The sequence below is a fragment of the Pedococcus cremeus genome (assembly GCF_900111375.1).
GTDB lineage: Bacteria > Actinomycetota > Actinomycetes > Actinomycetales > Dermatophilaceae > Pedococcus_A > Pedococcus_A cremeus.
This window is the reverse complement of the sequence record NZ_FOHB01000002.1, coordinates 499,869-523,495: the sequence shown is the minus strand read 5'-3', so window position 1 is coordinate 523,495 and position 23,627 is coordinate 499,869. Positions and strand designations below refer to the sequence as shown.

The 23,627-nt window shown below is 72.2% G+C and carries 24 protein-coding genes; 14 read left to right on the top strand and 10 right to left on the bottom strand.

The features are described from left to right. Both BMW78_RS20705 and BMW78_RS06025 read left to right on the top strand, forming a co-directional pair. A partial coding sequence (locus BMW78_RS20705) for a hypothetical protein (RefSeq protein ID WP_218144242.1) occupies positions 1 to 362 on the top strand: 362 nt, incomplete at its 5' end. Positions 363 to 600: 238 nt separating this feature from the next. Next, complete coding sequence (locus BMW78_RS06025; RefSeq protein WP_091757347.1) at positions 601 to 1,455, top strand: alpha/beta fold hydrolase; 855 nt, start codon at positions 601 to 603, stop codon at positions 1,453 to 1,455. Between the two features lie 26 nt (positions 1,456 to 1,481). Here BMW78_RS06025 and BMW78_RS06020 read toward each other — a convergent pair whose 3' ends face one another. Beyond that, entirely contained in the window at positions 1,482 to 2,420 is a 939-nt protein-coding gene (locus BMW78_RS06020; RefSeq protein WP_091757345.1) for a 5'-3' exonuclease, read from the bottom strand. Between the two features lie 358 nt (positions 2,421 to 2,778). Between BMW78_RS06020 and BMW78_RS06015 the strand changes: the two genes are divergently transcribed. Together BMW78_RS06015 and BMW78_RS06010 are read left to right on the top strand one after the other, a co-directional pair. Further along, the gene (locus BMW78_RS06015; RefSeq protein ID WP_091757343.1) at positions 2,779 to 3,330 is read left to right on the top strand and encodes a hypothetical protein; all 552 of its coding nucleotides are present in this window, start codon (positions 2,779 to 2,781) and stop codon (positions 3,328 to 3,330) included. Positions 3,331 to 3,443: 113 nt separating this feature from the next. After that, positions 3,444 to 3,866: an Lrp/AsnC family transcriptional regulator gene (locus BMW78_RS06010; RefSeq protein ID WP_091757341.1), complete on the top strand. Its 423-nt coding sequence runs from the start codon at positions 3,444 to 3,446 to the stop codon at positions 3,864 to 3,866. A 25-nt stretch (positions 3,867 to 3,891) separates the two neighbouring features. Here BMW78_RS06010 and ybaK read toward each other — a convergent pair whose 3' ends face one another. The 3 genes from ybaK to BMW78_RS05995 all read right to left on the bottom strand — a co-directional run bounded on the left by ybaK (position 3,892) and on the right by BMW78_RS05995 (position 6,585). Continuing rightward, positions 3,892 to 4,383 (bottom strand): Cys-tRNA(Pro) deacylase, encoded by a 492-nt coding sequence (gene ybaK, locus BMW78_RS06005; RefSeq protein WP_091757339.1) that lies wholly within the window; start codon positions 4,381 to 4,383, stop codon positions 3,892 to 3,894. A 56-nt stretch (positions 4,384 to 4,439) separates the two neighbouring features. Then, complete coding sequence (locus BMW78_RS06000) at positions 4,440 to 5,024, bottom strand: biotin transporter BioY (RefSeq protein WP_091757337.1); 585 nt, start codon at positions 5,022 to 5,024, stop codon at positions 4,440 to 4,442. A gap of 100 nt (positions 5,025 to 5,124) precedes the next feature. Beyond that, entirely contained in the window at positions 5,125 to 6,585 is a 1,461-nt protein-coding gene (locus BMW78_RS05995) for a KamA family radical SAM protein (protein ID WP_091757336.1), read from the bottom strand. A gap of 86 nt (positions 6,586 to 6,671) precedes the next feature. Between BMW78_RS05995 and kdd the strand changes: the two genes are divergently transcribed. Further along, positions 6,672 to 7,754 carry an L-erythro-3,5-diaminohexanoate dehydrogenase gene (gene kdd / locus BMW78_RS05990; protein ID WP_091757334.1) on the top strand — a complete coding sequence of 361 codons (1,083 nt, stop codon included), beginning with the start codon at positions 6,672 to 6,674 and terminating at the stop codon, positions 7,752 to 7,754. 35 nt (positions 7,755 to 7,789) lie between these two features. Here kdd and BMW78_RS05985 read toward each other — a convergent pair whose 3' ends face one another. Beyond that, on the bottom strand, positions 7,790 to 9,292 hold the full coding sequence (locus tag BMW78_RS05985; protein WP_143056158.1) for a hypothetical protein: 1,503 nt from the start codon (positions 9,290 to 9,292) through the stop codon (positions 7,790 to 7,792). A gap of 193 nt (positions 9,293 to 9,485) precedes the next feature. On the opposite strand from BMW78_RS05985, the gene BMW78_RS05980 reads away from it, so the two are divergent. The 7 genes from BMW78_RS05980 (at position 9,486) to BMW78_RS05950 (ending at position 17,354) form a co-directional block, all read left to right on the top strand. Next, positions 9,486 to 11,099, top strand: a complete 1,614-nt coding sequence (locus BMW78_RS05980) for an amidohydrolase (protein WP_342707707.1) — start codon at positions 9,486 to 9,488, stop codon at positions 11,097 to 11,099. Between the two features lie 100 nt (positions 11,100 to 11,199). Next, complete coding sequence (gene kamD / locus BMW78_RS05975; RefSeq protein WP_245735684.1) at positions 11,200 to 12,798, top strand: lysine 5,6-aminomutase subunit alpha; 1,599 nt, start codon at positions 11,200 to 11,202, stop codon at positions 12,796 to 12,798. Continuing rightward, the gene (kamE, locus tag BMW78_RS05970) at positions 12,795 to 13,577 is read left to right on the top strand and encodes a lysine 5,6-aminomutase subunit beta (protein ID WP_091757329.1); all 783 of its coding nucleotides are present in this window, start codon (positions 12,795 to 12,797) and stop codon (positions 13,575 to 13,577) included. The genes kamD and kamE overlap by 4 nt, the downstream gene beginning before the upstream one ends. Next, positions 13,574 to 13,975, top strand: coding sequence for a 3-aminobutyryl-CoA ammonia lyase (kal, locus tag BMW78_RS05965; RefSeq protein WP_091757327.1), 402 nt, complete (start codon positions 13,574 to 13,576; stop codon positions 13,973 to 13,975). The genes kamE and kal overlap by 4 nt, the downstream gene beginning before the upstream one ends. A gap of 454 nt (positions 13,976 to 14,429) precedes the next feature. Beyond that, positions 14,430 to 16,073, top strand: coding sequence for an apolipoprotein N-acyltransferase (lnt, locus tag BMW78_RS05960; RefSeq protein WP_091757465.1), 1,644 nt, complete (start codon positions 14,430 to 14,432; stop codon positions 16,071 to 16,073). Continuing rightward, positions 16,066 to 16,866 (top strand): polyprenol monophosphomannose synthase, encoded by an 801-nt coding sequence (locus BMW78_RS05955; protein WP_091757325.1) that lies wholly within the window; start codon positions 16,066 to 16,068, stop codon positions 16,864 to 16,866. Before lnt ends, BMW78_RS05955 begins: the two co-directional genes overlap by 8 nt. Then, a complete protein-coding gene (locus BMW78_RS05950) occupies positions 16,851 to 17,354 on the top strand; it encodes an FxsA family protein (protein ID WP_091757323.1) in 504 nt (167 codons plus the stop codon). The genes BMW78_RS05955 and BMW78_RS05950 overlap by 16 nt, the downstream gene beginning before the upstream one ends. Before the next feature lie 116 nt (positions 17,355 to 17,470). On the opposite strand, the gene BMW78_RS05945 is transcribed toward BMW78_RS05950, so the two are convergent. The 4 genes from BMW78_RS05945 to BMW78_RS05930 form a co-directional block, all read right to left on the bottom strand. Continuing rightward, the gene (locus tag BMW78_RS05945; RefSeq protein ID WP_091757321.1) at positions 17,471 to 17,833 is read right to left on the bottom strand and encodes an RNA polymerase-binding protein RbpA; all 363 of its coding nucleotides are present in this window, start codon (positions 17,831 to 17,833) and stop codon (positions 17,471 to 17,473) included. A 171-nt stretch (positions 17,834 to 18,004) separates the two neighbouring features. Beyond that, entirely contained in the window at positions 18,005 to 19,390 is a 1,386-nt protein-coding gene (locus tag BMW78_RS05940) for an MFS transporter (RefSeq protein ID WP_091757319.1), read from the bottom strand. Between the two features lie 114 nt (positions 19,391 to 19,504). Next, a complete protein-coding gene (locus tag BMW78_RS05935; RefSeq protein ID WP_091757317.1) occupies positions 19,505 to 20,779 on the bottom strand; it encodes a D-alanyl-D-alanine carboxypeptidase family protein in 1,275 nt (424 codons plus the stop codon). Positions 20,780 to 20,888: 109 nt separating this feature from the next. Continuing rightward, entirely contained in the window at positions 20,889 to 21,395 is a 507-nt protein-coding gene (locus tag BMW78_RS05930; protein WP_091757315.1) for a GNAT family N-acetyltransferase, read from the bottom strand. A gap of 164 nt (positions 21,396 to 21,559) precedes the next feature. Between BMW78_RS05930 and BMW78_RS05925 the strand changes: the two genes are divergently transcribed. Next, positions 21,560 to 22,027, top strand: coding sequence for a single-stranded DNA-binding protein (locus BMW78_RS05925; RefSeq protein ID WP_143056157.1), 468 nt, complete (start codon positions 21,560 to 21,562; stop codon positions 22,025 to 22,027). Between the two features lie 10 nt (positions 22,028 to 22,037). Here the strand turns inward: BMW78_RS05925 and BMW78_RS05920 are convergent, their stop codons facing one another. Beyond that, a complete protein-coding gene (locus BMW78_RS05920) occupies positions 22,038 to 22,349 on the bottom strand; it encodes a WhiB family transcriptional regulator (protein ID WP_091757314.1) in 312 nt (103 codons plus the stop codon). 158 nt (positions 22,350 to 22,507) lie between these two features. Between BMW78_RS05920 and BMW78_RS05915 the strand changes: the two genes are divergently transcribed. Then, positions 22,508 to 23,605, top strand: coding sequence for a MerR family transcriptional regulator (locus tag BMW78_RS05915; RefSeq protein WP_091757312.1), 1,098 nt, complete (start codon positions 22,508 to 22,510; stop codon positions 23,603 to 23,605). Positions 23,606 to 23,627: the final 22 nt, after the last annotated feature.

Below are 23,627 nucleotides of genomic sequence, written 5' to 3'. Positions count from 1 at the left end.
GGTGGCGACCCGCCCTGGCCGGCGACGGCACCGTGGTCTGGACCGCCCCCGACGGCCGCACCTTCACCACCCACCCCCGCCCGCACGACCTGCGCGACGACCTGCACGACCCCGAGCACCCCGACCCCGAAACCGGGCACCAGCTGCGCCGCGGCTGGTACCCCGGCCTCCCACCCGGGATGTCCCTGACCGACCTGGTCACCGCCGAGGCCCAGCTCCCCGACGACCCACCCGACCCCGACGGCCTCACCACAGTCCCCGGCTCCCCGAGCGACTGGACCGGCCTCGACCAGCACCGGTCAAAGACGCGGCGGCCCGAGTCGGCCCTGGAACGTCACCTGATGGACCTGCTCACCGCCTGACCGGCAGGGGAGTGCTGCGGTGCGGAGCGCGCGAAGGGTGTGCCGGTGCGCGGGCTGGCTGGGACTGGCGGGAGCACGGAGCGAAGCGGAGTGCGGATGGAACGTCCGCGCACCGGCACACCCGTAGCGCGCCACCCGTAGCGCGCCACCCGTAGCGCGCCACCCGTAGCGGAAAGCTCAGCGGGTCATCAGTGAACCGCCGAACGGCCCCGATCGTCTACCGTCAGAGACACCCACGATGGAGACAGCAATGTGGCCGAGCAGCGCCGAACCCCACGACGACCTCAGGGTGTCAGCGCAGACGCTGACGACACCGCTGGGACACCCGGTCCGGATCATCGAGCGCGGTGTGGGCCGTCCCGTGGTGTTCCTGCACAGCGGTGTCGGGTCGGCGGGGGAGTGGAAACAGGTCTGGGAGCTCTGGCCGAAGGACTGGCACCTGGTCGCCGTCGATGCCTACCGCGGCGGCTCCAGTCCCGGCAGTGCGGGAGCGCGCAGACTCGACCACTACGCCGACCAGGTCTACGCGGTCGCCGACCACGTTGGAGAACCGGTTCGCCTCGTCGGGTTCTCGTGGGGCGGTGCCACCGCCCTGCGCGTAGCTGCAGTCGCGTCCCACCTGGTGACCTCGCTGGCCGTCATCGAGCCCGAGGCCTACGGGCTGCTGCGGACGCAGGACACCGACGCCTACGCCGAGATCTGCCGCCTGCGTGACCGGTGGCGCGCCCACGTCCGGGTCGGACAGTGGCACGAGGCGTTCGAGGAGTTCATCGACTTCTACAACGGAGCCGGCAGCTTCGCGCGCTGGCCACGGGAACGGCAGCAGGCGTTCCTGGCGGTGCAGCGGACTCGCGGTGACCTGTGGGACGTGCTCTTCGACGGCGTCGCGGTGGACGACCTGACCGCGATAGCCGCCCCGACGCACGTCATCGAGGGATCGCGCAGCTCCGCCGTCGACCACGCGATCTGCCACGTCGTCCGCACACACGTCCCGAGTGCCCGGCGCCAGGTCATCGCCGGCGCCGGCCACATGATGCCGCTCACCCACCCCCGGCCGCTCACCCGCGCCCTGCTCAGCCGCATGCCCCGTTGAGTCACGCCGATCAGGGAGAGCCCAGCTCAGATGATGTCCAACGCCGCCAGGACGCGCTTGAACGAGTTGGTGAGCCCGTAGTCGTCGGCGAGCCGGCCGAGCAGGTCCACGTCGGCGACCGCCGTCGGGAGGGCACCGTCGTGCTCGGCAACAGGCGCGTCGTGGGCGACGCGCACGACGGCAGGCGCCACCTCGAGGTAGGAGAGGGCAGCCTCGAGCCGGGTCCGCTGGGCGCCCTTGAGGGCGGGGTCGCCCTCGGCGATGGCGGTGAGCAGGGTCGGCAGGTCGCCGTAGCGCTCGATGAGCTTGGCAGCGGTCTTCTCCCCGATGCCGGCGACACCGGGCAGGCCGTCGCTGGTGTCGCCGCGCAGCACCGACATGTCGGCGTAGGCACTTCCGGTCGGGACGGCATACTTCGCGGCCAGGAACGCCTGGTCGACCAGGTCGGGGTCCCGGACCCCGCCGCGGGCGGTGTAGACGACCCTGATGCCGTGAGCATCGTCGACGAGCTGGAACAGGTCGCGGTCGCCGGTGACGACGTCGACGGGCATGCCACCGCGGTGCTGGTGGACGAGGGTTCCGATGACGTCGTCGGCCTCGTAGCCGTCGGCGCCGACCCGGGCGATGCCGAGGGCGGCAAGAGCGTCGCGGATGACCGGCACCTGGGGGGACAGGTCGTCAGGCACCTGCTCCTCCTCGAGTGAGCCGTCGGCGAGGCGGTGCGTCTTGTAGGTCGGGATGGCGTCGACCCGGAACTTCGGTCGCCAGTCGTTGTCCCAGCAGGCGACGAGCTGGGTCGGCTGGAAGCTGGTCACCAGCGAGGCGACCATGTCGAGGAACCCGCGCACGGCGTTGGTCGGGGGCTCGGCCGGGTCCTTGCGCTGGTCGGGGACGCCGTAGAAGGCCCGGAAGTACAGGCTCGCGGAGTCGAGCAGGAGGAGCTTCGGCGGCCGCGCGTCGTTCATGGCCCAACCCTAGCCGCGGCCCTGAGCCGAATGCCGCAGAGAGGAAGGGGGTCGATGACGCTGCCCACCATTCCTGGGCCCTATGGGCGACTGGTCCACGCCGGGGTGCCCCGCTCCGGCAGCACGGGCTCATGTGATGTGCCGGGGTGCCTTCGTGCAGGGCCCGTAGCCGCGAACCCGCAGCGGAGGACTCCCGCGCTGCTTGCGCCTGCTGCGGGGGCTCAGGCGCCTTGGTGCCCAGCAACCAACGACTAGGACGCCAGGGCGATCCACCGGGCATCGACCAGCTCAAACCTGAAGTGGTGCAGGGGTTGCAGGGAGTGTTGTCTCGAGAAAGGGCACCACCATGGGACATGCAATGAACCGGACGCTGCTCGCCGCTGTGAGCAGCGCGGGACTTCTGGTCGGAGGCGCGATGTCGGCCAGCGCGCACCAGAGCGACCACCGTGACCACCGGGACTGGGGCAAGGGCTGGCTGATGGTCTGCCAGACCGTGAAGGACGACCACCGGTACCCCGGGCACGACCGCAACGACATGACGGGGGACAACCACACGGGAGGCTACGGCGACTCCAACAGCACGATCGACAGCCGTTACCGGTACGGACACGACAACCAGGACCACAACCGCTACGAGGGCCGCTACCTGGTCCGCGACAGCCGAGGCACCGGCTACTGGGTCACCCTCACGGGCAAGAGCGACTGCGAGAGCGTCCGCGTCAACAAGGGCTGGGCGAAGGTCTCCGTGGTCATCCGGCCGGACAACACCTGGCTCAAGAGCGACCGCAGCATCTGGGTGAAGGTGAAGAAGTACGACACCGCCACCGCCAACTTCTACTACCAGGCGAAGAGGGCCAGCCGCCACGACGGCAACAACCACGACGGCCACTACGACAGCGCCACGCGCTGAGCGTGCTGATGCAGCGCCTCCGGCACGCGACCGGACGGGCGGGCTCACTCCAGCGGGGGTGGGCCCGCCAGCACGTCCCACCGCAGCAGCCCGCCCCTCAGTAGGGTGTGGGCGTGGAAGACCAGGACCGCCGCATCGTCGAGCTCCTCCGCGAGGACGGGCGGATGAGCTACACCGACCTCGGCAAGGCCATGGGCATGTCGACCTCGGCCGTGCACCAGCGTGTGCGCCGACTGGAGGAGCGCGGTGTCATCAAGGGCTACGCCGCGCTCGTCGACCACGCCGCGCTCGACCTTCCCCTGACCGCGTTCATCTCGATCACGCCGCTGGACCCCGCCGCGCCGGATGACATCCCGGAGCGGCTGCACGACCTCACCGAGCTCGAGGCGTGCCACTCCGTGGCGGGCGACGAGAACTACATCCTCAAGGCCCGGGTGCGCACCCCGCACGACCTCGAGGACCTCCTCGCACGGGTGCGGGCCACCGCGAACGTCGCGACCCGCACCACCGTGGTGCTCTCAACCCCCTGGGAGTAGGGGGACGGCCGGCGCCGGGAAGCGGTCAGCGTGCGATCGACGCGCAGGTCGCGCCCGTCACGCGCACCAGGTCGGTGGGGGAGAGCGACAGGTCGAGCCCGCGCCGGCCGCCGCTGACATAGACCCGTTCGAACCCCAGCGCCGATTCGTCCACGACCGTCGGCAGGGCCTTCTTCTGGCCCACGGGCGAGATGCCTCCCACGACGTACCCCGTGGTCCGCTCGGCTGCCGCAGGCTGCGCCATGGCCACCTTCTTGACGCCCAGCGCGGCGGCCACCGCCTTGAGGTCGAGGGTGCGGCTCACCGGCACGACCCCGACGGCAAGACCCCGCTCACCCTCGATGAGCAGGGTCTTGAAGACCTGCTCGGCCGGGACGCCGAGGGCCTCGGCGGCCTCCAGCCCGTAGGAGGGTGCAGCGGGGTCGTGCTCGTAGGGATGGACGGCGAAGTCGACGCCCGCGCGCGTCAGCGCGGTGGTGGCCGGCGTCCCCGCGGACGCCTCCTTGCGACGGGCCATGAGCCGGTATGCCGCGTGCTCAGCCGGGAGCGCCGGTCACCGAGCGGGGTGCGCGCTCAGCGGGACTCGACGTGCTGGACGACCTTCCAGGCGCCGGGCAGCAGGCCGGCGGCGAGGAGGATCTTGATGCCGTCACCGATGAGGAACGGCGTCACACCAGCCGCGAGGCCGGCCGAGAGGTCCATGCCGGTGGCAGCCATCAGGTAGGGCAGGCCGAGGGCGTAGATGACGACGTTGCCGAGCACCATGGTGCCTGCGGTGCGCGCCGGGGTGCGGTCGCCGCCGCGCGAGGCCAGCCAGCCCACCAGGGCCCCGGCGAGCACGAAGCCGATGATGTAGCCGAAGGACGGGAAACCCCAGCCGCTCGCCTGGCCGGCGAACCACGGGACCCCGGCCATGCCGGCAGCCATGTAGATGCCGATGCTCAGCAGGCCACGCACCGGGCCGAGAGCCGCACCGGTGAGCAGCACCGCGAAGGTGCCGAGGGTCAGCGGCACGGGCGTGCCCGGCAGCGGGATGCTGAACTGGGCCAGCAGGCCGACGAAGGCGGCGCCGCTGGCGACGAGGAGGGCGTCACGGGCGAGCCCGCCGGGGATGACGTCGGCGAGAACGCGCTTGCGGGGGAGGGCGATGACAGTCACGGGAGCAACCTAGCGAACCCAGCGCACGCGGCATACCGGCATCTCATGACGAACGCGCCACACCCCACGAGGGGGAGTGGCGCGTTCGTCCGCAAGAGGGTCAGACCAGCGCGGCGTCACGCTCCGCGGCGGCCCGGCTCGCCTGGGCCTGCTGCATTGCGAGCTCGTGTGCCTCGACCTGGTCGCCCTGCTCCCGCCACCACTGCTGGCCCGACTCGGGGAGCGTGTAGATCGGGTCGTAGTAGACGTAGTCGCGCGAGAGGGCGTCGGTGTCGGCGGCCTCGATGGAGGTGCGGTAGTTCTTGCGCCAGAAGGACATGCCGCGCTCGGTGTCGTAGGACTCGACCTGGTGGACCCAGCGCTTCCCGACGAACGGCACGTCGCAGACGATGCGCGGCGTGGCGAAGCCCGGCAGGTAACCCATCATCGAGTGCTGCAGGTGCTGCGCCTCGGCGAGCGAGAGCCGCCAGTGCTCGCTGAACGGGATCATGTCGCACATGTAGAAGTAGTAGGGCGTCACCATGGCGTCGTCCTGGAGGGCGAAGCACAGGTCGAGCAGCTGCTCGGTGGTGTCGTTGACGCCGCGCATGAGCACACCCTGGTTGCGCACGTCGCGCACGCCGGCCTCGAGCATCGCCTTGGCTGCCCTGGCCACCGAGGGGGTGACGGACTGCGCGGAGTTGACGTGGGTGTGGATCGCGAGCGAGACGCCGCGCTCGCGGGCCTTGCGGGCCACCCGGCCGACACCCTCGACGACGTCGTCCTGGGTCCAGTGCTGCGGCAGGCCCATCAGCGCCTTGGTGGCGAGCCGGATGTCCCGGATGTTGTCGACCTCGAGGAGCCGGTCGAGGAAGGCCTCGAGGTTCTTCCACGGCATGTTGGCCACGTCGCCACCGGAGACGACGACGTCGCGGACGCTCGGCGTGCTCGACAGGTAGGCGAGCATCGCGGCATACCGGTCCACGGGCTTGCCGGCGAGCTTGAGCTTGGCCACCTGGGGGGTGGAGTTGCCCACGAGGTCCATGCGGGTGCAGTGGCCGCAGTACTGCGGGCAGGTCGGCAGCATCTCCGCCAGCACCTTGGTGGGGTAACGGTGGGTCAGGCCCTCGGCGACCCACATGTCGTGCTCGTGGAGGCTGTCGCGGGCGGAGTGCGGGTGCGACGGCCAGTCGGTGCGCCGGTCAGAGAAGACCGGGAGCATGTAGCGGCGCACCGGGTCGGCGTAGAAGGCGCGGGTGAACTCGGTGCCGGCGGCGGGCATGCGCCCGTCGGTCCAGGTCACCTCGCTGACCATGGTGTTGAGCATCTGCGGCGGCACGAGCATCGACATCGTGGCCCGCTCGGCCTGGTCGCGGTCGAGGTCGGCGTAGAACGACTCGGTCAGCAGGTCACCCATGAGCTCGCGGAGCTGCTTGGTGTTCTTGACGCAGTGGGCCCGCTGCCACTGCGCGCTGGCCCAGTCCTCGGCGGTGACGTCGCGCCAACCGGGGAAGCGGGTCCAGTCGGGCTCCACCAGCTCGCGGCGACGGTAGACGTAGGGCTGCTCGATCTGCGTGCTCATGGGTGGCAGGATACGCAAGAGATGGCGTCCAATCCCACATCTGGCCGCAACATTTCTTGTCTTGTCGCGTATCTGAGGGAGATTCTGTGTCGAACACCCCGTCCTCGCCCGTCGGTCTCCACCGTGTCCTCGACCCGGCCGGCGCGGCGTTGCCCCAGGCCGCGCGCCGCCTCGACGCCCGCCCTGAGATCTGGCCCGACGAGGTGCGCGTGCGCATCGAGACCCTCAACCTCGACGCCGCCTCCTACCGCCAGCTCGCGGAGAAGCACACGGGCACCGACGGCGTCCTCGACGGCGACGCGCTGCGCCAGGAGGTCCTCGACATCGTCGCCGAGCGGGGCAAGATGCAGAACCCGGTGACCGGCTCCGGCGGGATGCTCATCGGCACCGTCGAGGAGGTCGGCCCGCAGAGCACCCTTGGGCTCCAGCCCGGCGACCACGTGGCCACCCTCGTCTCGCTCTCCCTGACGCCGCTGGTCATCACCGACGGGCTGGAGCGCTGGGACGGCCGCTCCGAGCGGGTGCCGGCCCAGGGCCACGCCATCCTCTTCGGCCGCTCGATCGCCGCCGTGCTGCCGGAGGACCTGTCACCCGAGCTGGCGCTCATGGTCATGGACGTCTGTGGCGCACCGGCCCTGGTGGCCCGGGTGGTGGAGGAGTATGCCGCGCGTCCGGGCGCGCAGGCTCCCTCCGTGTGCGTGCTCGGCGGGGCCGGGAAGTCCGGATCGCTGTCACTCGCCGCCGCTGGTGCGGCGGGGGCCGGTCGGCGGATCGCGGTCGTCCCCAACGAGCGTGAGGCTGCGCTCCTCGGGGGCACCGGGCTCGCCGACGCCGTGGTCGTGGCCGACGCCCGCAGCCCCCTCGGCCTGTCCGAGGCCGTCGTCGCGGCCGGGGGAACCGCCGACGTCACGGTGGTGTGCGTCGACGTGCCGGGCTGCGAGCAGCCCGCCATCCTGTCGACCGCCCAGGGCGGCACGGTGATCTTCTTCTCGATGGCCACCAACTTCGCCGCTGCGGCCCTGGGGGCCGAGGGCCTGGCCGCCGACGTGCGCATGCTGGTGGGCAACGGCTACGTGCCGGGCCACGCCGACTACGCCCTGGACCTCCTGCGCGGCAACGCCGCCGTGCGGGCGCTGTTCGAGGGCCGCCTCGAGGAGCACACCGCCTAGCTGTACCTGGCCGGACGCGCGTCCGCCCAGGCGCGTCAGTCCTTGTCGCTCTTGGCCTGACCCGCGGCGGCGCCACTGCCCTTGGCGCCGTTCACCTTGCCACTGCCGTTGCCGTTTCCGCCCGCTCCCGCACCGGCAGGGGCGCCCCCACCGTTGGTGGTCGCTGTCGGCGGGACCACGGCCGTCGTGGTCGGAGTCGTGGTCGTGGCGCTCGGGTTGGCGGTGGCGGTCGTCGGCCTCGCGGGCGGCGTCTTGGTCGTCGGCCTCGCGGGCGGCGTCTTGGTCTTCTCGGGCTGGTGGGTCGAGGGCACCGCGGTGGTGACCGTGGGCTGCGCCGTCGCTGGAGGCGTGGCCGTTTTCGCCTGTTGCCCGCCTGCGGCACTCGGCGGCGGCGGAAGCGGCGGGAGCTGGACACCGTTGACAGCGCAGTAGAGGGCCACCGCGTCGCGTCCGCCGGCGGCCGCGGCCAGACTGCGGAACGCCGGGGACGACTCCTGAGCGCCCGGGCGCCCGACCTGGGCAGCCCAGGCCCTGCACAGGCCGAGGCCGGCGGGGCTCGGGGTCGGCACGGCCTGGCTGGTGCTGGCCGGTGCCGGGACGCCCGCCGCTGTGGCGGTCGCTCGCCCGCTGGGCTTCGCCTTGTGGTGCGGCGCCACCGCCTTGCCGCTCCCAGCCCCGGGAGTCGGCTCCGGTGCCCCGATGACGACGTGCATGACGTTCTGCACCGGGTCCGGCAGCGCCCCCTGGTAGGCGGCCGCGCTGAGGGCGCCGAGGCCGATCACACCGGCGGAGACCGCTGCGACCGCACCGACCCGGGCTCGCCACGTCGGCCGTGGCAGGGTGATGACACGGGCACCGGCCGCGCCCGCGGCCGCGCGCGCCCCCGTCCCGGCGCCCGTCCGTGTCCTGGTCAGGACCGCCACACCGGCGGTCGCCTGCTGCTCCGGCACCATGGCCCGGAAGAAGCCCACGACGGTGTCCTCGTCGGCGAGCTCGGCCGGGCGCGGCTCGGCGGCCAGGGCCCAGGCGAGGAGCTCGGCGTCGAGGCCGAGGCGGTCGAGGGCCTGCTGCTCCAGGGCGTGCACCGTGGCAAGGTCCGAGCCGAGGATGTCGGCAACGACGGCCTCCGGCAGCTCGGCCACCCGGCGCAACATCAGCACGTCGCCCTGCTCGGGCGGCAGGTCACGGATGGCCTCGAGCGCCAGGCGCAGTCCCTGCGCCGGCCCGCCCTCGACCTCGTCGCCCTCGAACGGCTCGTCGCCGAACGGCAGCGGTTCGGCGAGCACCGCGGCGACCTGCTCGTCCTCGGCCATGGCGTCCCAGACCCGGCGCTGGTTCTCGTCCTCGGCGTGCATCCGCGCGGCTGTGAACACCTCCGCCCGCCAGGCGGTCTCGTCCCCGTCGAACGCGGGCAGCCGGCGCACGACGTCGACCCAGCTCTCGCACGCGATGTCGTCGGCGTCGGCGACCGCCACGACCCGCAGGTACCGGATGAGACCGGGGTGGACGTCGGCCCACAGGCGCTCGAAGGCACTCACCCTGCCCTGTTGGGCAGCGTGGAGAACCCCCGTGAACTCCGCGCCGATCACCTCGCCAGTATCGCCGTTGGCCCCTGTCGAGCGAGTCGTCTTTTCGGACACTCATGGGCGCTCGCAGCTCATCCGGGCTGCGTAGCGTGGTGGAGAGACGTCCAGAGCGAGGGCCTGGACGGCACCGTCTAGGGTGCAGCGGGTGACCACCCTGTACCGCGGCGGATTCGTCTACAGCCCCATCGACCCCTTCGCCAACGCGATGGTCGTCGACGGCGGCACCATCGCCTGGATCGGGGGTGACGACGCCGCTCGGGTGCACGAGGACTCGGTCGACGAGGTCGTCGAGCTCGACGGAGCGCTGGTCACCCCGGCCTTCGTCGACGCGCACGCCCACCTGTCGCAGACCGGCGCCGCGCTGCGCGGGGTAGACGTCGCCGGGGCCCCCTCGCTGGCGGTTGCCCTGTCCCGGGTGGCCGACGCCGCGCGGGCCCACCAGGGCCGCCCGGTCTACGCTCCCAACTGGGACGAGCGTCACTGGCCCGAGGGCCGGCCGGCCACGGCGGCCGAGCTCGACCGCGCCACCTTCGGGGGCGTCGTCTACATGCCGCGGGTCGACGGCCACTCGGCCGTCATCTCCTCCGCGCTCGCCGCCGCCAGCGGTGCCCAGAACCAGCCGGGCTGGCAGGGCGACGGCCTGGTGTCACGCGAGGCCCACCACGTGGCGCGCGAGGCGTTCAACGCCGCGATCAGCCCCGCGCAGCGGCGCTCCGACATCGACCTGGCCCTGCGGGCGGCCGCCGCGGCCGGCATCGGGCTGGTGCACGAGAACGGCGGACGGATCCTGTCGTCCGCCGACGACTTCGCCGACGTGCTGGCGGCGGGGGAGCGGGGCGACGGCCCTCAGACGCTCGGCTACTGGGCGCAGCTGGTCTCCACCGAGCAGGAGGCCCGCGAGGTGGCCGCCGCGCTCGGCGCCCACGGCCTCGCCGGCGACCTCAACATCGACGGCTCGATCGGGTCGCGCACCGCGTGCCTGCGCGAGCCCTACGCCGACGTCCCGGACCACCGGGGCAACGGCTACCTCACCGTCGAGCAGGTGCGCGACCACGTCGCCGCGTGCACCCTGGCCGGGCTGCAGGCCGGCTTCCACGTCATCGGTGACGCCGGCGTCGACACGGCCATCGCCGGCATCGAGGCCGCCGCCGAGCTGGTGGGGGGCGACGTCGTCCGACGGGCCCGCCACCGCCTCGAGCACCTCGAGATGATCGACGCCGACGGCATCGCCCGGCTGGTCGCGCTCGGCGTCACCGCCAGCGTGCAGCCGGCCTTCGACGCCCACTGGGGCGGGGGAGAGGGCATGTATGCCGCGCGGCTGGGCCGCGAGCGCGCCGTCGGCATGAACCCGTTCGCCTCGATGCTGGCGGCGGGGATGACCTTGGCCCTGGGGTCCGACTCGCCGGTGACGCCGTTCGCGCCCTGGGAGGCGGTGCGCGCCTGCGTCAACCACCACACCCCCGAGCAGCGGGTCTCCGCCCGGTCGGCCTTCCTGGCGCACACCCGGGGCGGCTGGCGGGCGGCCGGGTTCGACGACCGGGGCTACCTCGACCTCGGGCTGCCGGCCACCTTCGCGGTGTGGAAGGTCGGAGACCTCGTGGTGCAGGCGCCCGACGACCGGATCCAGACGTGGAGCACCGACCCGCGCTCGGGCACGCCGGGCCTGCCGGACCTCAGCCCGGGCGCCGAGCTGCCGACCACGCTGCGCACGGTGGTCCGCGGGCGCACCGTCCACGACGCGGGGGCGTTCGCCGCCTGACCTCGGGCCGACCGGCGCGACGGTCCTGGGACCGGCGATCTTCCGGTGAAACGCTGCTGCCACCGCAAGATCGCCGTCATGACGCTGCTAGTCTCAGAAAGTGTCACCACGCATGAAGCCCCTGCTCGAGCTCGACCCGACCGTGGTCCGGAAGGCTCGTTCCCTCGCCCGCAAGGCGGGCCAACCCGTCGTGAAGCTGGCCCAGAGCCACACCACTGTCTCCGTGGAGCGGGCGACCCTGCGCCTCGCCGGCCTCAGCGGCGCCGACCACGAGCGCGTGCCGTGGGTCAACCACCTCGTCGACCAGGTCCGTGACCAGGTGGGCCTCGAGCACGGGGTCACCACGCCGGTCTTCGACGCCCTGCGCCGCGGCGAGGCCGAGGACCTGCTGACCCTCGCCCAGAAGGCCGCGAGCGGCTCGGTCTCGTTCCGCCTCCCCGAGGGCAGGGAGGCCACCCGCGCCCAGGCGACGGCGCGCCGGGAGGTGAGCCGCGGCATACGCACCATCGACAAGCAGCGCACCACCCGCGACCGGCTCGTCAAGCGCCACGGCGACCCGGAACAGCGCCCCTGGATCTACCTCATCGTGGCCACCGGCGACATCTACGAGGACATCCCGCAGGCCCAGGCCGCCGCGCGCGAGGGCGCCGACGTCATCGCGGTGATCCGCTCGACAGGCCAGTCCCTGCTCGACTACGTGCCCGAGGGCGCCACCCGCGAGGGGTATGCCGGCACGTACGCCACGCAGGAGAACTTCCGCCTGATGCGCGCGGCCCTGGACGAGACGTCCAAGGAGCTCGGCCGCTACATCCGGCTCACGAACTACGCCTCCGGGCTGTGCATGCCGGAGATCGCCACACTGGCCGGGCTCGAGCGGCTCGACATGATGCTCAACGACTCGATGTACGGGATCCTCTTCCGCGACATCAACCCGATCCGCACCTTCGTCGACCAGCGGTTCAGCCGGCAGATCCACGCCCGGGCCGGAATCATCATCAACACCGGCGAGGACAACTACCTCACCACCGCCGACGCCGTCGAGGCCGCCCACACGGTCACGGTCAGCCAGCTGCTCAACGAGTACTTCGCCAAGGAGGCCGGCCTCGAGGACTGGCAGCTCGGCCTCGGGCACGCCTTCGAGATCAACCCCGACCTGCCCGACAGCTTCCGCATGGAGCTCGCGCACGCCCTGCTGGCCCGACAGCTGTTCCCGGACGCCCCGCTGAAGTGGATGCCGCCGACCAAGCACATGACCGGCGACATCTTCCGCGGCTACCTGCTCGACGGGTTCTTCAACCTCGTGGGCGCCATGACCGGGCAGGGCATCCTGCTCGTCGGCATGATGACCGAGGCCGTGGTCACGCCGTTCCTCTCCGACCGCGACCTGGCGCTGCAGAACGTCCGGTACGTCATGAACGCCGCCGGCGGCCTCACCGAGGACTTCCACCCGCCGCGCGACGGGTTCATCCAGACCCGGGCCCGCCAGGTGCTCTCCGAGGCGGTCGACCTGCTCGACACCATCGTCCATGACAGCGACTCCGCCGGTGACCCGCCGCTGCTGGCCGCGATCGCCGACGGCACCTTCGGCCTGATGAAGCGCCCGGCCAACGCGGGCAAGGGCCTCGACGGCGTCGTCAGGCGCGCCCCGGGCTACGACAACCCCGCGACCACCCTGCTCGAGACGGGGGAGACCCGATGACGACCGTGGAGAACGAGGCGACGTCCGCCAGGCCGACCCCCGACATCGTGCGCCCCTACGGCGACACCACCGGTGACGGCATGGTGCAGGTCTCGTTCACCCTGCCGGTCCCGCACGACAAGCGGGCCGAGGGCGCCGCACTGCAGCTCGCCGCCAAGATGGGACTCGACCCGGCCCTGCTCGTGCATGCGAAGGCTATGGGTCCCGACTTCACCTTCTTCGTCGTCTACGGCCGGGTGAACCACCTCGTCGACCTGCGCCAGGTGGAGGTCGTCGAGCGGGAGTTCCCGCTGCTCAGCCCGAAGGAGGTCAACCGGGCCATCAAGTCGGCGCTGCGGCGCAAGCTGGTCGTGGTGGGCGCCTGCATCGGCACCGACGCCCACACGGTCGGCATCGACGCGATCCTCAACATCAAGGGGTTCGCGGGGGAGAAGGGCCTGGAGTACTACAACGAGATCAAGGTCGTGAACCTCGGCGCCCAGGTGCTCGTACCCGAGCTCGTGGCGCGGGCCAGGGCCGAGAAGGCCGACGCGGTCATGGTCAGCCAGGTCGTCACGCAGAAGGACGCCCACATCCACAACACCACGACGATGAGCGCCGCGTTCCGCGAGGCGTACCCCGCCGGCAAGGTGCCGCTGCTGGTCGTGGGCGGCCCCCGCTTCGAGGAGGGGACGGCGCAGCGGCTCGGGGTCGACCGGATCTTCGGCCGCGGCACCACGCCCGGTGAGGTCGCCAGCTACCTCGTCCACGCCCTCGTCGACAGCAAGGAGAAGCGATGACCAGCGCGCACGCCCCGGAGGTCGGCCTGAGCGTCGTGCACCGCCGCTACGTGCCCTACAGCCACGCCCACTACGCCGGCAACCTGGTCGACGGCGCCTACTCCCTGGCCGCCTTCGGTGACGTCGCCACCGAGCTGTGCATCCGCACCGACGGCGACGAGGGCCTGTTCGCGTCCTACTCCGACGTCCAGTTCAGGGCCCCGGTGCGGGCAGGCGACGTCATCGAGATCGAGGCGCGGCTGGTGCGCGTCGGCACCCGCAGCCGGGAGATGGACTTCGAGGTGCGCGTCGTCGGACGGGGGGCTCCGGAGCGCGGCGAGTCCGCCGCCGACGTCCTGGACCCGGCCGTGGTCGCGACGACCGCTCGCGGCGTCGTCGTCGTCCCGCCGCGCGGCTGAACACGGCCGGACCACGCCACGCCGCCTCGTCCATCCCCCGAACGGACGAGGCGGCTCGGCGTGTCGTGGACGACACGCCGACGACACGCGAAATCCACTGTCGGGCAACGTGATTCACACCGAGCCTGACCTGCGGGAACGTGCGTTCGCGCAGGTGAACGGGGGGTTGACAGGGCGTGTGGTGACGGTAAGTTGTCGCCCGGTCGTCCATCGAGCGCCACGGTGCGGGACGGCAATGGCAGGGGAGGATCGACGGCATACGGTGGCTAGCGCGCGCAGCCACCGCTGAGCCAGCCGTCAGGGACCGAACCGGCCACTGCCGGCTCCAGGACCATGGTGGTGGACGCCCGCACGGCCCGCGCGCTCAGTAGACAACAGCGTTCCGTCGGTACCCGATCGACGGCCCGCTGGTCCCAACGGCGGCGCGGGCCGTGCGGTGTCCTACCGTGGTGCCGTGCCCTCCGACCGCGCCGCCCGTCGCCCGTCGCTGCGCGCCGGCCACCGGCTCGTCCTCGCGGTCGCCTCCGGCGTCGCGCTGACCCTGGCGTTCCCCACCTACAACCTCTGGTGGCTCGCACCCGTGGGCGTCGCGCTGCTGTCGGCCGCCGTGCTCGGCGCGACCTGGCGGCTGGCCCTCGCGATCGGGCTGGTCGGCGGCCTGGTGTTCTTCCTGCCGACCCTGTCGTGGTCGGGCATCTACGTCGGGGCCCTGCCGTGGGTGGCGCTCAGCGTGCTGCAGGCCCTCTACATCGCGCTCATGACGGCGCTCACCGCGGCCGTCCAGCGGCCGCTGCTGCGCACGCGCCTCCAGCCACTGGCGTATGCCGCCGTGCCCGTCTTCTGGGTGCTGCAGGAGACCGCGCGCTCTCACACGCCGTTCGGCGGCTTCCCCTGGGCGCGGCTGGCGTTCAGCCAGGCGGACAGCCCGCTGGCGCACCTCGCGGCCTGGGTCGGCGCTCCCGGGGTCACCGCTGCCGTCGCCGCGCTCGGAGCCCTGCTGCACGCCGCGGTGGTGATCGCCCTTCGCCGGGTCGGCGGGGTCGCACCGCGACGGGCTCGGGCGGCATACGTGCTCTCCGCCGTCCTCGTGGCGTTCACCGCCCTCGCCGTCACGGCCGGCGCGGCCAGCACCCCGCCGACGGACGGGAAGGCGGTGCCGGTGATGTTCGTGCAGGGCAACGTCCCGCGGCCGGGGCTGGACTTCAACGCCGAGCGCCGCAAGGTGCTCGACAACCACGTGGAGGAGACGCTGCGCGGGCTGGCGGCAGGCGGTGAGCCGCCGAGCCTCGTCGTGTGGCCGGAGAACGCCTCCGACATCGACCCGCTGCGCAACCCCGACGCCGAGGCCGAGATCCGCGCCGCCGTCGAGGCGGCCGGGGCGCCGGTGCTCCTCGGGGCTGTCCTGCGCGAGCCGTGGCCCATGGTGTCGAACGCGAGCCTCTTCTACCGCCCCGGTGGGGGCGAGCCGGAGCGCTACGTCAAGCAGCACCCCGTGCCCTTCGCGGAGTACATCCCCTACCGCTCGTTCTTCCGGCACTTCAGCGACAAGGTCGACCTCGTGACGGCCGACTTCACGGCCGGCCACGACCCGGCCGCGTTCGAGGTGCCGCTGCGCTCCGGTGGGTCGTACTGGGCGATCCCCACCATCTGCTTCGAGGTCGCCTACGACGACCCGATGCGCGAGGCCACGCTCCAGCCGAGTCGCCAGAACAGCATCCTCGTCGTCCAGACCAACAACGCGACCTTCGGCTACACCGCCGAGTCCGAGCAGCAGTTCGCCATCTCGCGGCTGCGCGCCATCGAGCACGGCCGGTCGGTGGTCCACGTGTCGACGGTGGGCGTCAGCGCCGTCATCCACCCGGACGGGTCCTACGAGGACAAGACGCGGCTCTTCACCGCGGCCGCCGGCCGGGCCGACCCGGTGGTCCGCTCCTCGGTGACCGTCTCCGACCGCATCGGCGACCTGCCGGAGTACACCGCGGCCGGGCTCGCCGCGCTGCTGGTGGCCCTGTCCGCCGCCGCCTCACGGAAGCGGCGGGGGCGGGCCGCTAGGGTTCAGGCCGAGCACCGAGAGGAAGAGGAAGCCGTCGTTGTCTGAGCACGCCGCCACCAGCACCCCCGAGCGGGGCCCCGTGGCCAGGATCCTGGTCTGCATCCCGACGTACAACGAGCGCGAGAACCTCCCGGGCGTCGTGCGCCGGGTGCGTGACTCCGTGCCCGAGGCCGACGTGCTGGTGCTCGACGACAACTCCCCGGACGGCACCGGCCAGGTCGCGGACGAGCTCGCCGAGGCCGACCCCCAGGTGCACGTCGTGCACCGGGCCGGCAAGGAGGGCCTCGGCCGGGCCTACCTGGCCGGCTTCGCGTGGGCCCTCGACCGCGGCTACGACGCCGTCGTCGAGATGGACGCCGACGGCTCGCACCAGCCCGAGCAGCTGCCGGCGCTGCTGGCCGCCCTCGACCAGGGCGCCGACCTCGTCATCGGGTCGCGCTGGACCCGGGGCGGCTCGGTCGTCAACTGGCCGCTGCACCGCAAGGCGCTGTCGGTCGGGGGGAACCTGTACATCCGTGTCCTGCTCGGCATGCCGGTGAACGACGCCACGGCGGGTTACCGCGTCTACACCGCCGAGGCGCTGCGCCGGATCGGTCTCGACAACGTCGCCTCGCAGGGCTACTCCTTCCAGACCGACCTGACGCGCCGGGCCGTCGAGCGGGGCATGACGGTGGTCGAGGTGCCCATCACGTTCGTCGAGCGCGAGATCGGCGACTCCAAGATGAGCGGGGCCATCATGCGCGAGTCGCTCCAGCGCATCACGGTCTGGGGCGTCGAGCACCGCGCCGAGCAGCTGCGCGCGCTCGTGCGCCGGGAGCCGAGATGGCACCAGCTGTAGGACGCACCCCCTTCGCCCGACGCCGGCGACCCCGCTGGCTCGCGGTGGTCTTCGTCCTCCTGCTCGTCGTCCCGGTCCTCGAGATCGCGGTCATCATCGCGGTGGGCAGGGTCATCGGCGGGTGGCAGACCCTGGTGCTCCTCGTGCTGGAGTCGCTGCTCGGTGCCTGGCTCGTGCGACGCGAGGGCGCTCGTGCGTGGTCGGCCCTCACGACGGCCCTCAACACCGGCCGGATGCCGAGCAAGGAGCTGGCCGACGCGGCCCTGGTGCTGGTCGGCGGCACCCTGCTGCTCACTCCCGGCTTCGTCACCGACGTCTTCGGCTTCTTCTTCATCCTGCCGTTCACCCGCCCGCTCGCCCGCGTGGTGCTCGAGCAGGTGGTGGCCCGCAAGCTCCTCGGCGGCTTCTTCACCGGCCCGCGCGGCGGCCGCGGCGGTGGGGGCGACGGCCCGGGGGAGGGCGACGTCATCGAGGGTGAGGTGCTCTGAGGCACGCACCCCGTGCGGACGGTTCGGTGTGCCGCGGACCCCGGCTCGCGGCATACCGGGAACGCGACAGGGCCCCGTCCACGTGGACGGGGCCCTGTCGCTGTGTGGCTGAGGGGTCAGGCGGTGCGCTTGCCCTTGACCTTCTCGCCGCGCGAGGCGCGCAGCAGGGCAAGGCGCTCCTCGAGGAGCTCCTCGAGCTCGGGGATGGAGCGGCGCTCCAGCAGCATGTCCCAGTGGGTGCGCTGGTGCTTGACCTGCTTGGCCTCCGGCTCGGCGCCCCCGCCGACCAGCCGCGCCTCGGCGCCGCAGCGGCACTCCCAGGTGGGAGGGATCTCGGCCTCGACCGAGAACGGCAGCTCGATCTTGTGCCCGTTGGGGCACTCGTAGGTCGTGATCTGGCGTTCGCTGGGGACGACGTGCTCATCCGTCTCCAGGCTGAGCGCGCCCAGACGGGTGCCTCGAAGTGATCGTTCTGCCATGGGGTGCTCCCAACGTCGTGGTTCCCGGGCGCGCGGACCTCGTCGCGCGGGGTACACAGTTGCCAACGCGAGCCCCCGGCCGGTTGTTCCGGCGATGGGAGCACCCCCGCACGGCCGGCTGGTGTGGGATGCGTCACAGCGGGGCGCCACGATGACGCCCCGCGGGGTGGGTCAGACCACGCGGGGGACCTCGTTGCCGGCGTCGACGATGCCCTGGCGCACGTCGACCCGCGACAGCAGGTAGCCACCGACCACGAAGAACGCGAGCAGCGCGATGATGGCCCACCGGTAGGAGCCGGTGAACTGGTGCACCAGGCCGAAGGTCAGGGTGCCGAACCAGCTCGTGCCGCGCTCCATCGCCTGGTAGAAGCTGAAGAACTCGGCCTCACGGTCCTTGGGGATGAGCTGGCTGTAGAGCGAGCGCGACAGGGCCTGGCTGCCGCCCAGCACGAGCCCGATGAGCACGCCGAGCACCATGAAGGTGGTGAAGGCCCCCCGCGGCACGAAGAAGGCGATGGCCACGGCCACCGACCACAGCCCGAGCGAGGCCAGGATCGTGCGCCAGGCCCCGAAGCGGCCCGCGACCCGCCCGAAGAGCAGCGCTCCACCGAAGGCGACGAACTGCACCATCAGGATCAGGGTCATCAGCTGCTCGGTCTTGAACCCCAGCTCCTCGCTGCCGTAGAGGCTGGCCGAGCCGATGACCGTCTGGATGCCGTCGTTGAAGAAGAGGTAGGCGAGCAGGAACAGCATGGTCTGGGGGAACTGGCGCAGCTCGCCGAAGGTGTCACGCAGCTGCCGCAGGCTGCCGCCCACCGCCCCGGCCTCGCGGGCCACCTCCGGGCGCTCGACGCCCCGCAACCGCCACATGCCGCCCACCGGGATGATGGTGAAGACCGCCCACCAGACCCCTGCGGACAGCATGCTGATCCGGGCCGCCATCGCCTGGTCGACCCCGATGGAGTCGCCGACGGTGATGAAGGCGAGGTTGAGGGCCAGCAGCAGGCCGCCCCCGAGGTAGCCCAGGCCCCACCCGCGGGACGACACCGTGTCGCGCTCGTCCGGGGCGGCGATGCGGCACAGGAGGGAGTCGTAGACCGCCTGTGACGAGGCGAAGGCCACCGTGGCGAGCACCATGAGCACCACGCCGAGCTGCCAGTTGGCGCCGGCCACGAAGAACATGGCGGATGCCGCCGCGGCGCCGGCCCACGCGAACACGCCCAGCAGGCGCGCCGGGCGCGGCGAACGGTCGGCGACGGCCCCGACGAACATGAGCACAACGGCAGCGAGGATCGTCGCCACGGTGACGGTGTAGGGAGCCACCGAGCCGGGGGAGAGGGGCACCCCGAAGAAGCTGAGCGTGGTGGTGCAGGCCGCGTCGCCGCCTCCGGGGCAGGCAGCCTTCTTGGCGACCGCTGTGATGTAGGGCCCGAACAGCACGGTGCCGGTCGTGGTGACGAAGGCCGAGTTGGCCCAGTCGTACCAGTACCAGGGGCGGCGGTAGTGCGCGTTGCGGGCGTAGGTGTCGGCCTGCGCCGCGACCTCGGAGGACGTCATGGGGGCAGAGTGGCACAGGGCGGCCGCGCAGCCATGCGTGTGCGTACTCAGGACCTCGGGCGTGTTCCGCGGCTCGTCAGCGGCCGCGGTCCCGTGTGCCGCGAAGGCACCGGCTCAGCCGGCGTACTCCCAGTGCCACGGCTCCGGGAGGGGGCCGGACGGCTCGGCCCAGGCGGGGTGGTACCAGCCGTAGAGCGGAGCGTTCTGCCGCATCCAGAGATGGGCCGCGCTGCCGAAGCTCTGCACTCCACCACAGAGGTCCAGGGCAACCCCGAGGCCGTGCTGGCTGGTGCCGGGACTCGCTGCCCACTTGCCCCGGCTGGCCTTGACCGAGACCTGCTCGGCGAGCGAGCGGTAGGAGTCCGTCACGCACAACGGCTTCCCGGCGTCCTTCTCGTAGGCACGGCTCATGGCGTTGAAGGCTGCGGCGGCAGCCGGCCGGAGGCTCTCGCCGGGCGCGCGGTAGAGCGGGCACAGCGCCTTGGCCGGGACGCGGCCGTTCGCGTAGTCGTGCTCGTCTCCGTCGCAGCTCTTGCCGGAGTCGTCGGCGAAGATGTCCGGGAGCTTCGCGGCACGGCGGAGCTCGCGGGTGGTCGTGCGCGCCTGCTTGCTCCCGGATCCCAGGAGGAGCCCGGAGACCGCCCCCACCCGGCGCACCTGCTCGGCGTGGAGTGCGCGCGTCGTCTCCAGCTCCCGCTTCTGCCTGGCGATCACGCCGTCGAGCTTCTTGCGGGCATCTGCCGCGGCCAGCGCGGCCACCGTGGCGGCCGACCGGGCGTCGACGGCCTTGACGGCGACCGCCTGTTGGGCGGCGGCCAGGTGCTGGGTGCGCTCCAGAGCCTGCACGCGCTGTTCGCTGAGGTAGCTGAGGCGGGCGAGCTGGTCGGTCGCCTCCGCCGCGGGCACACTCATGGCTTCCAGCATGGCGCTCAGGTCGGCGAGCGAGCCGCCGCTGGTGTAGGCGTGGAAGGCCCAGGCGCGCACGGTGCTCCGGTCATCGTTCGCCTGGGCGGTCATCTGCTCGAACAGCTTCAGGTTGCGGTCGGCCTCGGCTTGCGCGGCACGCTCGTCCTCCTTGGCCTTGGCGTACTCCTGGAGCAGCTGGTTGGACTGGAGGGCCAGGCGGTCGAGGCGCGTCGTCGCGGCTGCGATCCCCGCGTTCGAGGCGAGCAGGTCGGCACGGAGGCGGTCGGCCTGGGCTATCTGTGACCGCAGCTGGGCCGGGTCGAGCGCCTCGTCTGCGCCTGCGTCGGTGATTCCCCGGCTGAACTGCGTCGTGGTGGGGGAGGGCGAGTGAGGGCCTCTGGCGGCTGCGCTCGCAGAACCGGCGCCGATGGCCAGGAGGCCGGTGGTGAGCACGGCGACCGCCGCCCCTGCCGTTCGTCCCACGCCCGCCCCTGCCGCTCACGAGTACTGGCGGGTCATCGCGACACGCCGCTCCTTTGGTAAAGGAATAGTAAAGGCGTGGCTTCGTCGGGCGGATCCCCCGAACGGCCGGTCAGGGGGTCAGGCGCTTGGCCATGAGGGCGACCGTCTTGCCGGGACTGCCCAGCCGGCCCACCTCGGCGTAGCCGCGTCCGGCGTGGAACGCGAGGGAGGCGGGGTTCGGCGGCTCGGCGTTGACCTCCAGCGTGAGACGGCCGGCGGCGGCCGCATCGGCCTCCACGGCCTCGTACACCGCGGAGGCGAGTCCCAGCCTGCGGAAGGCGTCGTCGAGCACGATCCGGTCGAGGTAGTGGAACTCGCTGCCGTAGCGCTGGGCGAACCAGCGGTAGTTGGGGGAGTCGTAGTCGGATCCGGGTCCCATCGTGATGACGAAGCCGGCGAACGCGCCACCGACGTCGATGACGTCGGCCCGGATCGCCCAGGCCTGCAGCTCGGCGAGGCGGGCGGCATCCATCGGGGCGAGCAGCTCGACGTTGGCCTCGTTGAGGGCCAGGACCTCGGGCACATCGTCGTCGGCTATGGGGCGCAGCAGGGGAGTGGCAGGACTGGAGGTCGACATGAGGTCATTCTCGCCTTCGAGCCCCTACGCCCGACGCTGCGTCCACACCCGCGCCAACGGCGTCCCACCGTCCACAGGCCGGGAGCCGGCGCCCCCGAACCGGACGACGCCCGAGGCACCGTGGTTGCGGACGCACTTTCGATACGCAGAGGCAGGACAGGACCATGGGAGCAGAAGCCGCAACCGACACGGACGCCGCGACAGCGCAGGACGCCGTCGCCTGGGTGAACGAGGTGCACCTGTCGGGGCGCGTCAGCGGGACCCCACAGGAGAAGACCCTGCCCAGTGGCGACGCGGTCGTCCTGTTCCGGCTCGTCGTCCGGCGGCCTGCTGCGCGCCGTACCGGCTCCGCTCGGGCCGGGGACAAGGTCGCTAGTGCGCAGGACGCCGCGACGAAGGGTGCTGCCACGAAGGGTGCCGCCACGAAGGGCGCCGCGACCAGGGGTGCTGTCGTCGACACCCTCGACGTGGCGTGCTGGACCGCCCGTTCCCGAAAGGTCGCCCTGCGGCTCCAGGACGGAGACGCCGCGGAGGTCACCGGCTCGCTCCACCGCCGGTTCTTCAGGGCCGGAGGGGCGGCCGCCAGCCGCTACGAGGTGGCCGCAGCAACGGTGATCGGGGGCCGCCGTTGAACAGACCCCCTCAGCTGGCGATGCTGCCGGTGCCGGGCGTCACGCCCGGCTGCTCGCCGAGCAGGGCGCGCCGCTCGTCGGCGTTCAGCCCACCCCACACACCGTGGCTCTCGCGCACCTCCAGCGCGTGCTGCAGGCACGCGTCGACGACCGGGCAGCGGGCGCAGAACGCCTTCGCGGCCGCCTCGCGCTGACGGCGCTTGGCCCCCCGCTCGGACTGCGGGGAGAAGAACGTCTCCGGGTCGGCCTCGTTGCAGGCCCCGTCGAACTGCCACTCATAGCTCTCGATGATCGGCATCGGGAGTCGCTTGATGTACGCCATGACGATCCTCTTCCAAAACTTCGGGTCCAGCACCCCACCGGCGCCGAACTGGTTCAAAACCTACTCAGAATGTTGTTCAGAACGCAAGACGTGTTGAACAGGTTTATGGTTTTGCGGGAGTCAGGAGTACTTTCTCGGGCTGAGCTGGAGGAGGAGTCATGGACACCAAGGACCGCTCCGGGGACCGCACCGACACCACAAGGGAAGCTCTCGGAGCCACTGAGGCCTCGACGGCTGCCCACCAGGAAGAGGGTGTTCGCACGACAGAGGGTGTTCGCGCGACCCGGGCCGAGACGACTGCCGACGGCCAGAACCCCGAGCTCCACGTCCCGCGCGTCGCCCTGACGTGGAGTGTGGGCGGGGTCGCCGAACGCCTCGACCTGGCCCCCTCGACCCTGCGCACCTGGGACCGCCGCTACGGCATCGGCCCCTCCCAACGCACCGAGGGCGGCCACCGCCGCTACGACGAGGTCGACATCCAACGCGTGCGCCTGATGGCCCAGCTCACCGGCCGCGGCGTGCCCGCCGGCACCGCCGCCCGCGTCGCGACCTCCGTCGACGCCGCCGGCCTGGCCTCCGCCCTCGCGCCCAACACCCCGACCGCCGCCGGCGGCCACCCCGGCGCCCACTCCGCCGTCGAGGCCATCGTCTCCTCCGCCGCCGCCCTGGACGCCGACGGCCTGGCCCGCATCTACCAACGCGTCACCCGCGAGTCCGACCTGGTCTCCGCCTGGACCTCCGTCCTGGCCCCCGCCCTGCGCAAGATCGGCGAACGCTGGTCCGACGGCTCCCTCGGCGTGGACTCCGAACACCTCGCCTCCGAGCTGCTCGTCACCGAGCTGCGCTCCCTGACCCGCGCCAACCGCGCCCGCATCGGCGGCCGCCGCGAGGTCGTCCTCGCCAGCGCGGACGAGGAACAGCACTACCTGCCCCTGGTCGCCGTCGAAGCCGAACTCTCCCTCCAAGGCATCGGCTGCCTCTTCCTCGGCCCCCGCGTCCCCGCCGAAGCCCTGATCGACCTCGTCGGCCGCTCCACCCCACCGGTGGTCTTCCTCTGGGCCTCCATCACCCGCCCCGCCACCGACCCCCTGTGGACCGCCCTGTCCTCCATCGAGCGCCCCCTGACCCTGGTCATCGGCGGACCCGGCTGGCCCGAGGACCTCACCCCCACCTCACCCACCGTCACCCTGCGCCGCGCCGCCACCCTCGACCAGGCCTGCGAAGCCCTCTCCACCGCCGTCCTCCCCGCAGGCTGAGCGACCCTCAGGCCGCCCGACA

What these genes read in the sequence shown, in the direction of transcription:
- BMW78_RS05945 (WP_091757321.1), bottom strand. Translation starts at nt 17,833, where the DNA reads ATGGCAGAACGATCACTTCGAGGCACCCGTCTGGGCGCGCTCAGCCTG.
- BMW78_RS06025 (WP_091757347.1), top strand. Translation starts at nt 601, where the DNA reads ATGGAGACAGCAATGTGGCCGAGCAGCGCCGAACCCCACGACGACCTC.
- BMW78_RS06015 (WP_091757343.1), top strand. Translation starts at nt 2,779, where the DNA reads ATGAACCGGACGCTGCTCGCCGCTGTGAGCAGCGCGGGACTTCTGGTC.
- BMW78_RS05995 (WP_091757336.1), bottom strand. Translation starts at nt 6,585, where the DNA reads ATGAGCACGCAGATCGAGCAGCCCTACGTCTACCGTCGCCGCGAGCTG.
- BMW78_RS05920 (WP_091757314.1), bottom strand. Translation starts at nt 22,349, where the DNA reads ATGGCGTACATCAAGCGACTCCCGATGCCGATCATCGAGAGCTATGAG.
- BMW78_RS05930 (WP_091757315.1), bottom strand. Translation starts at nt 21,395, where the DNA reads ATGTCGACCTCCAGTCCTGCCACTCCCCTGCTGCGCCCCATAGCCGAC.
- kal (WP_091757327.1), top strand. Translation starts at nt 13,574, where the DNA reads ATGACCAGCGCGCACGCCCCGGAGGTCGGCCTGAGCGTCGTGCACCGC.
- BMW78_RS06020 (WP_091757345.1), bottom strand. Translation starts at nt 2,420, where the DNA reads ATGAACGACGCGCGGCCGCCGAAGCTCCTCCTGCTCGACTCCGCGAGC.
- BMW78_RS05950 (WP_091757323.1), top strand. Translation starts at nt 16,851, where the DNA reads ATGGCACCAGCTGTAGGACGCACCCCCTTCGCCCGACGCCGGCGACCC.
- ybaK (WP_091757339.1), bottom strand. Translation starts at nt 4,383, where the DNA reads ATGGCCCGTCGCAAGGAGGCGTCCGCGGGGACGCCGGCCACCACCGCG.
- kamE (WP_091757329.1), top strand. Translation starts at nt 12,795, where the DNA reads ATGACGACCGTGGAGAACGAGGCGACGTCCGCCAGGCCGACCCCCGAC.
- BMW78_RS05915 (WP_091757312.1), top strand. Translation starts at nt 22,508, where the DNA reads ATGGACACCAAGGACCGCTCCGGGGACCGCACCGACACCACAAGGGAA.
- BMW78_RS05940 (WP_091757319.1), bottom strand. Translation starts at nt 19,390, where the DNA reads ATGACGTCCTCCGAGGTCGCGGCGCAGGCCGACACCTACGCCCGCAAC.
- BMW78_RS05925 (WP_143056157.1), top strand. Translation starts at nt 21,560, where the DNA reads ATGGGAGCAGAAGCCGCAACCGACACGGACGCCGCGACAGCGCAGGAC.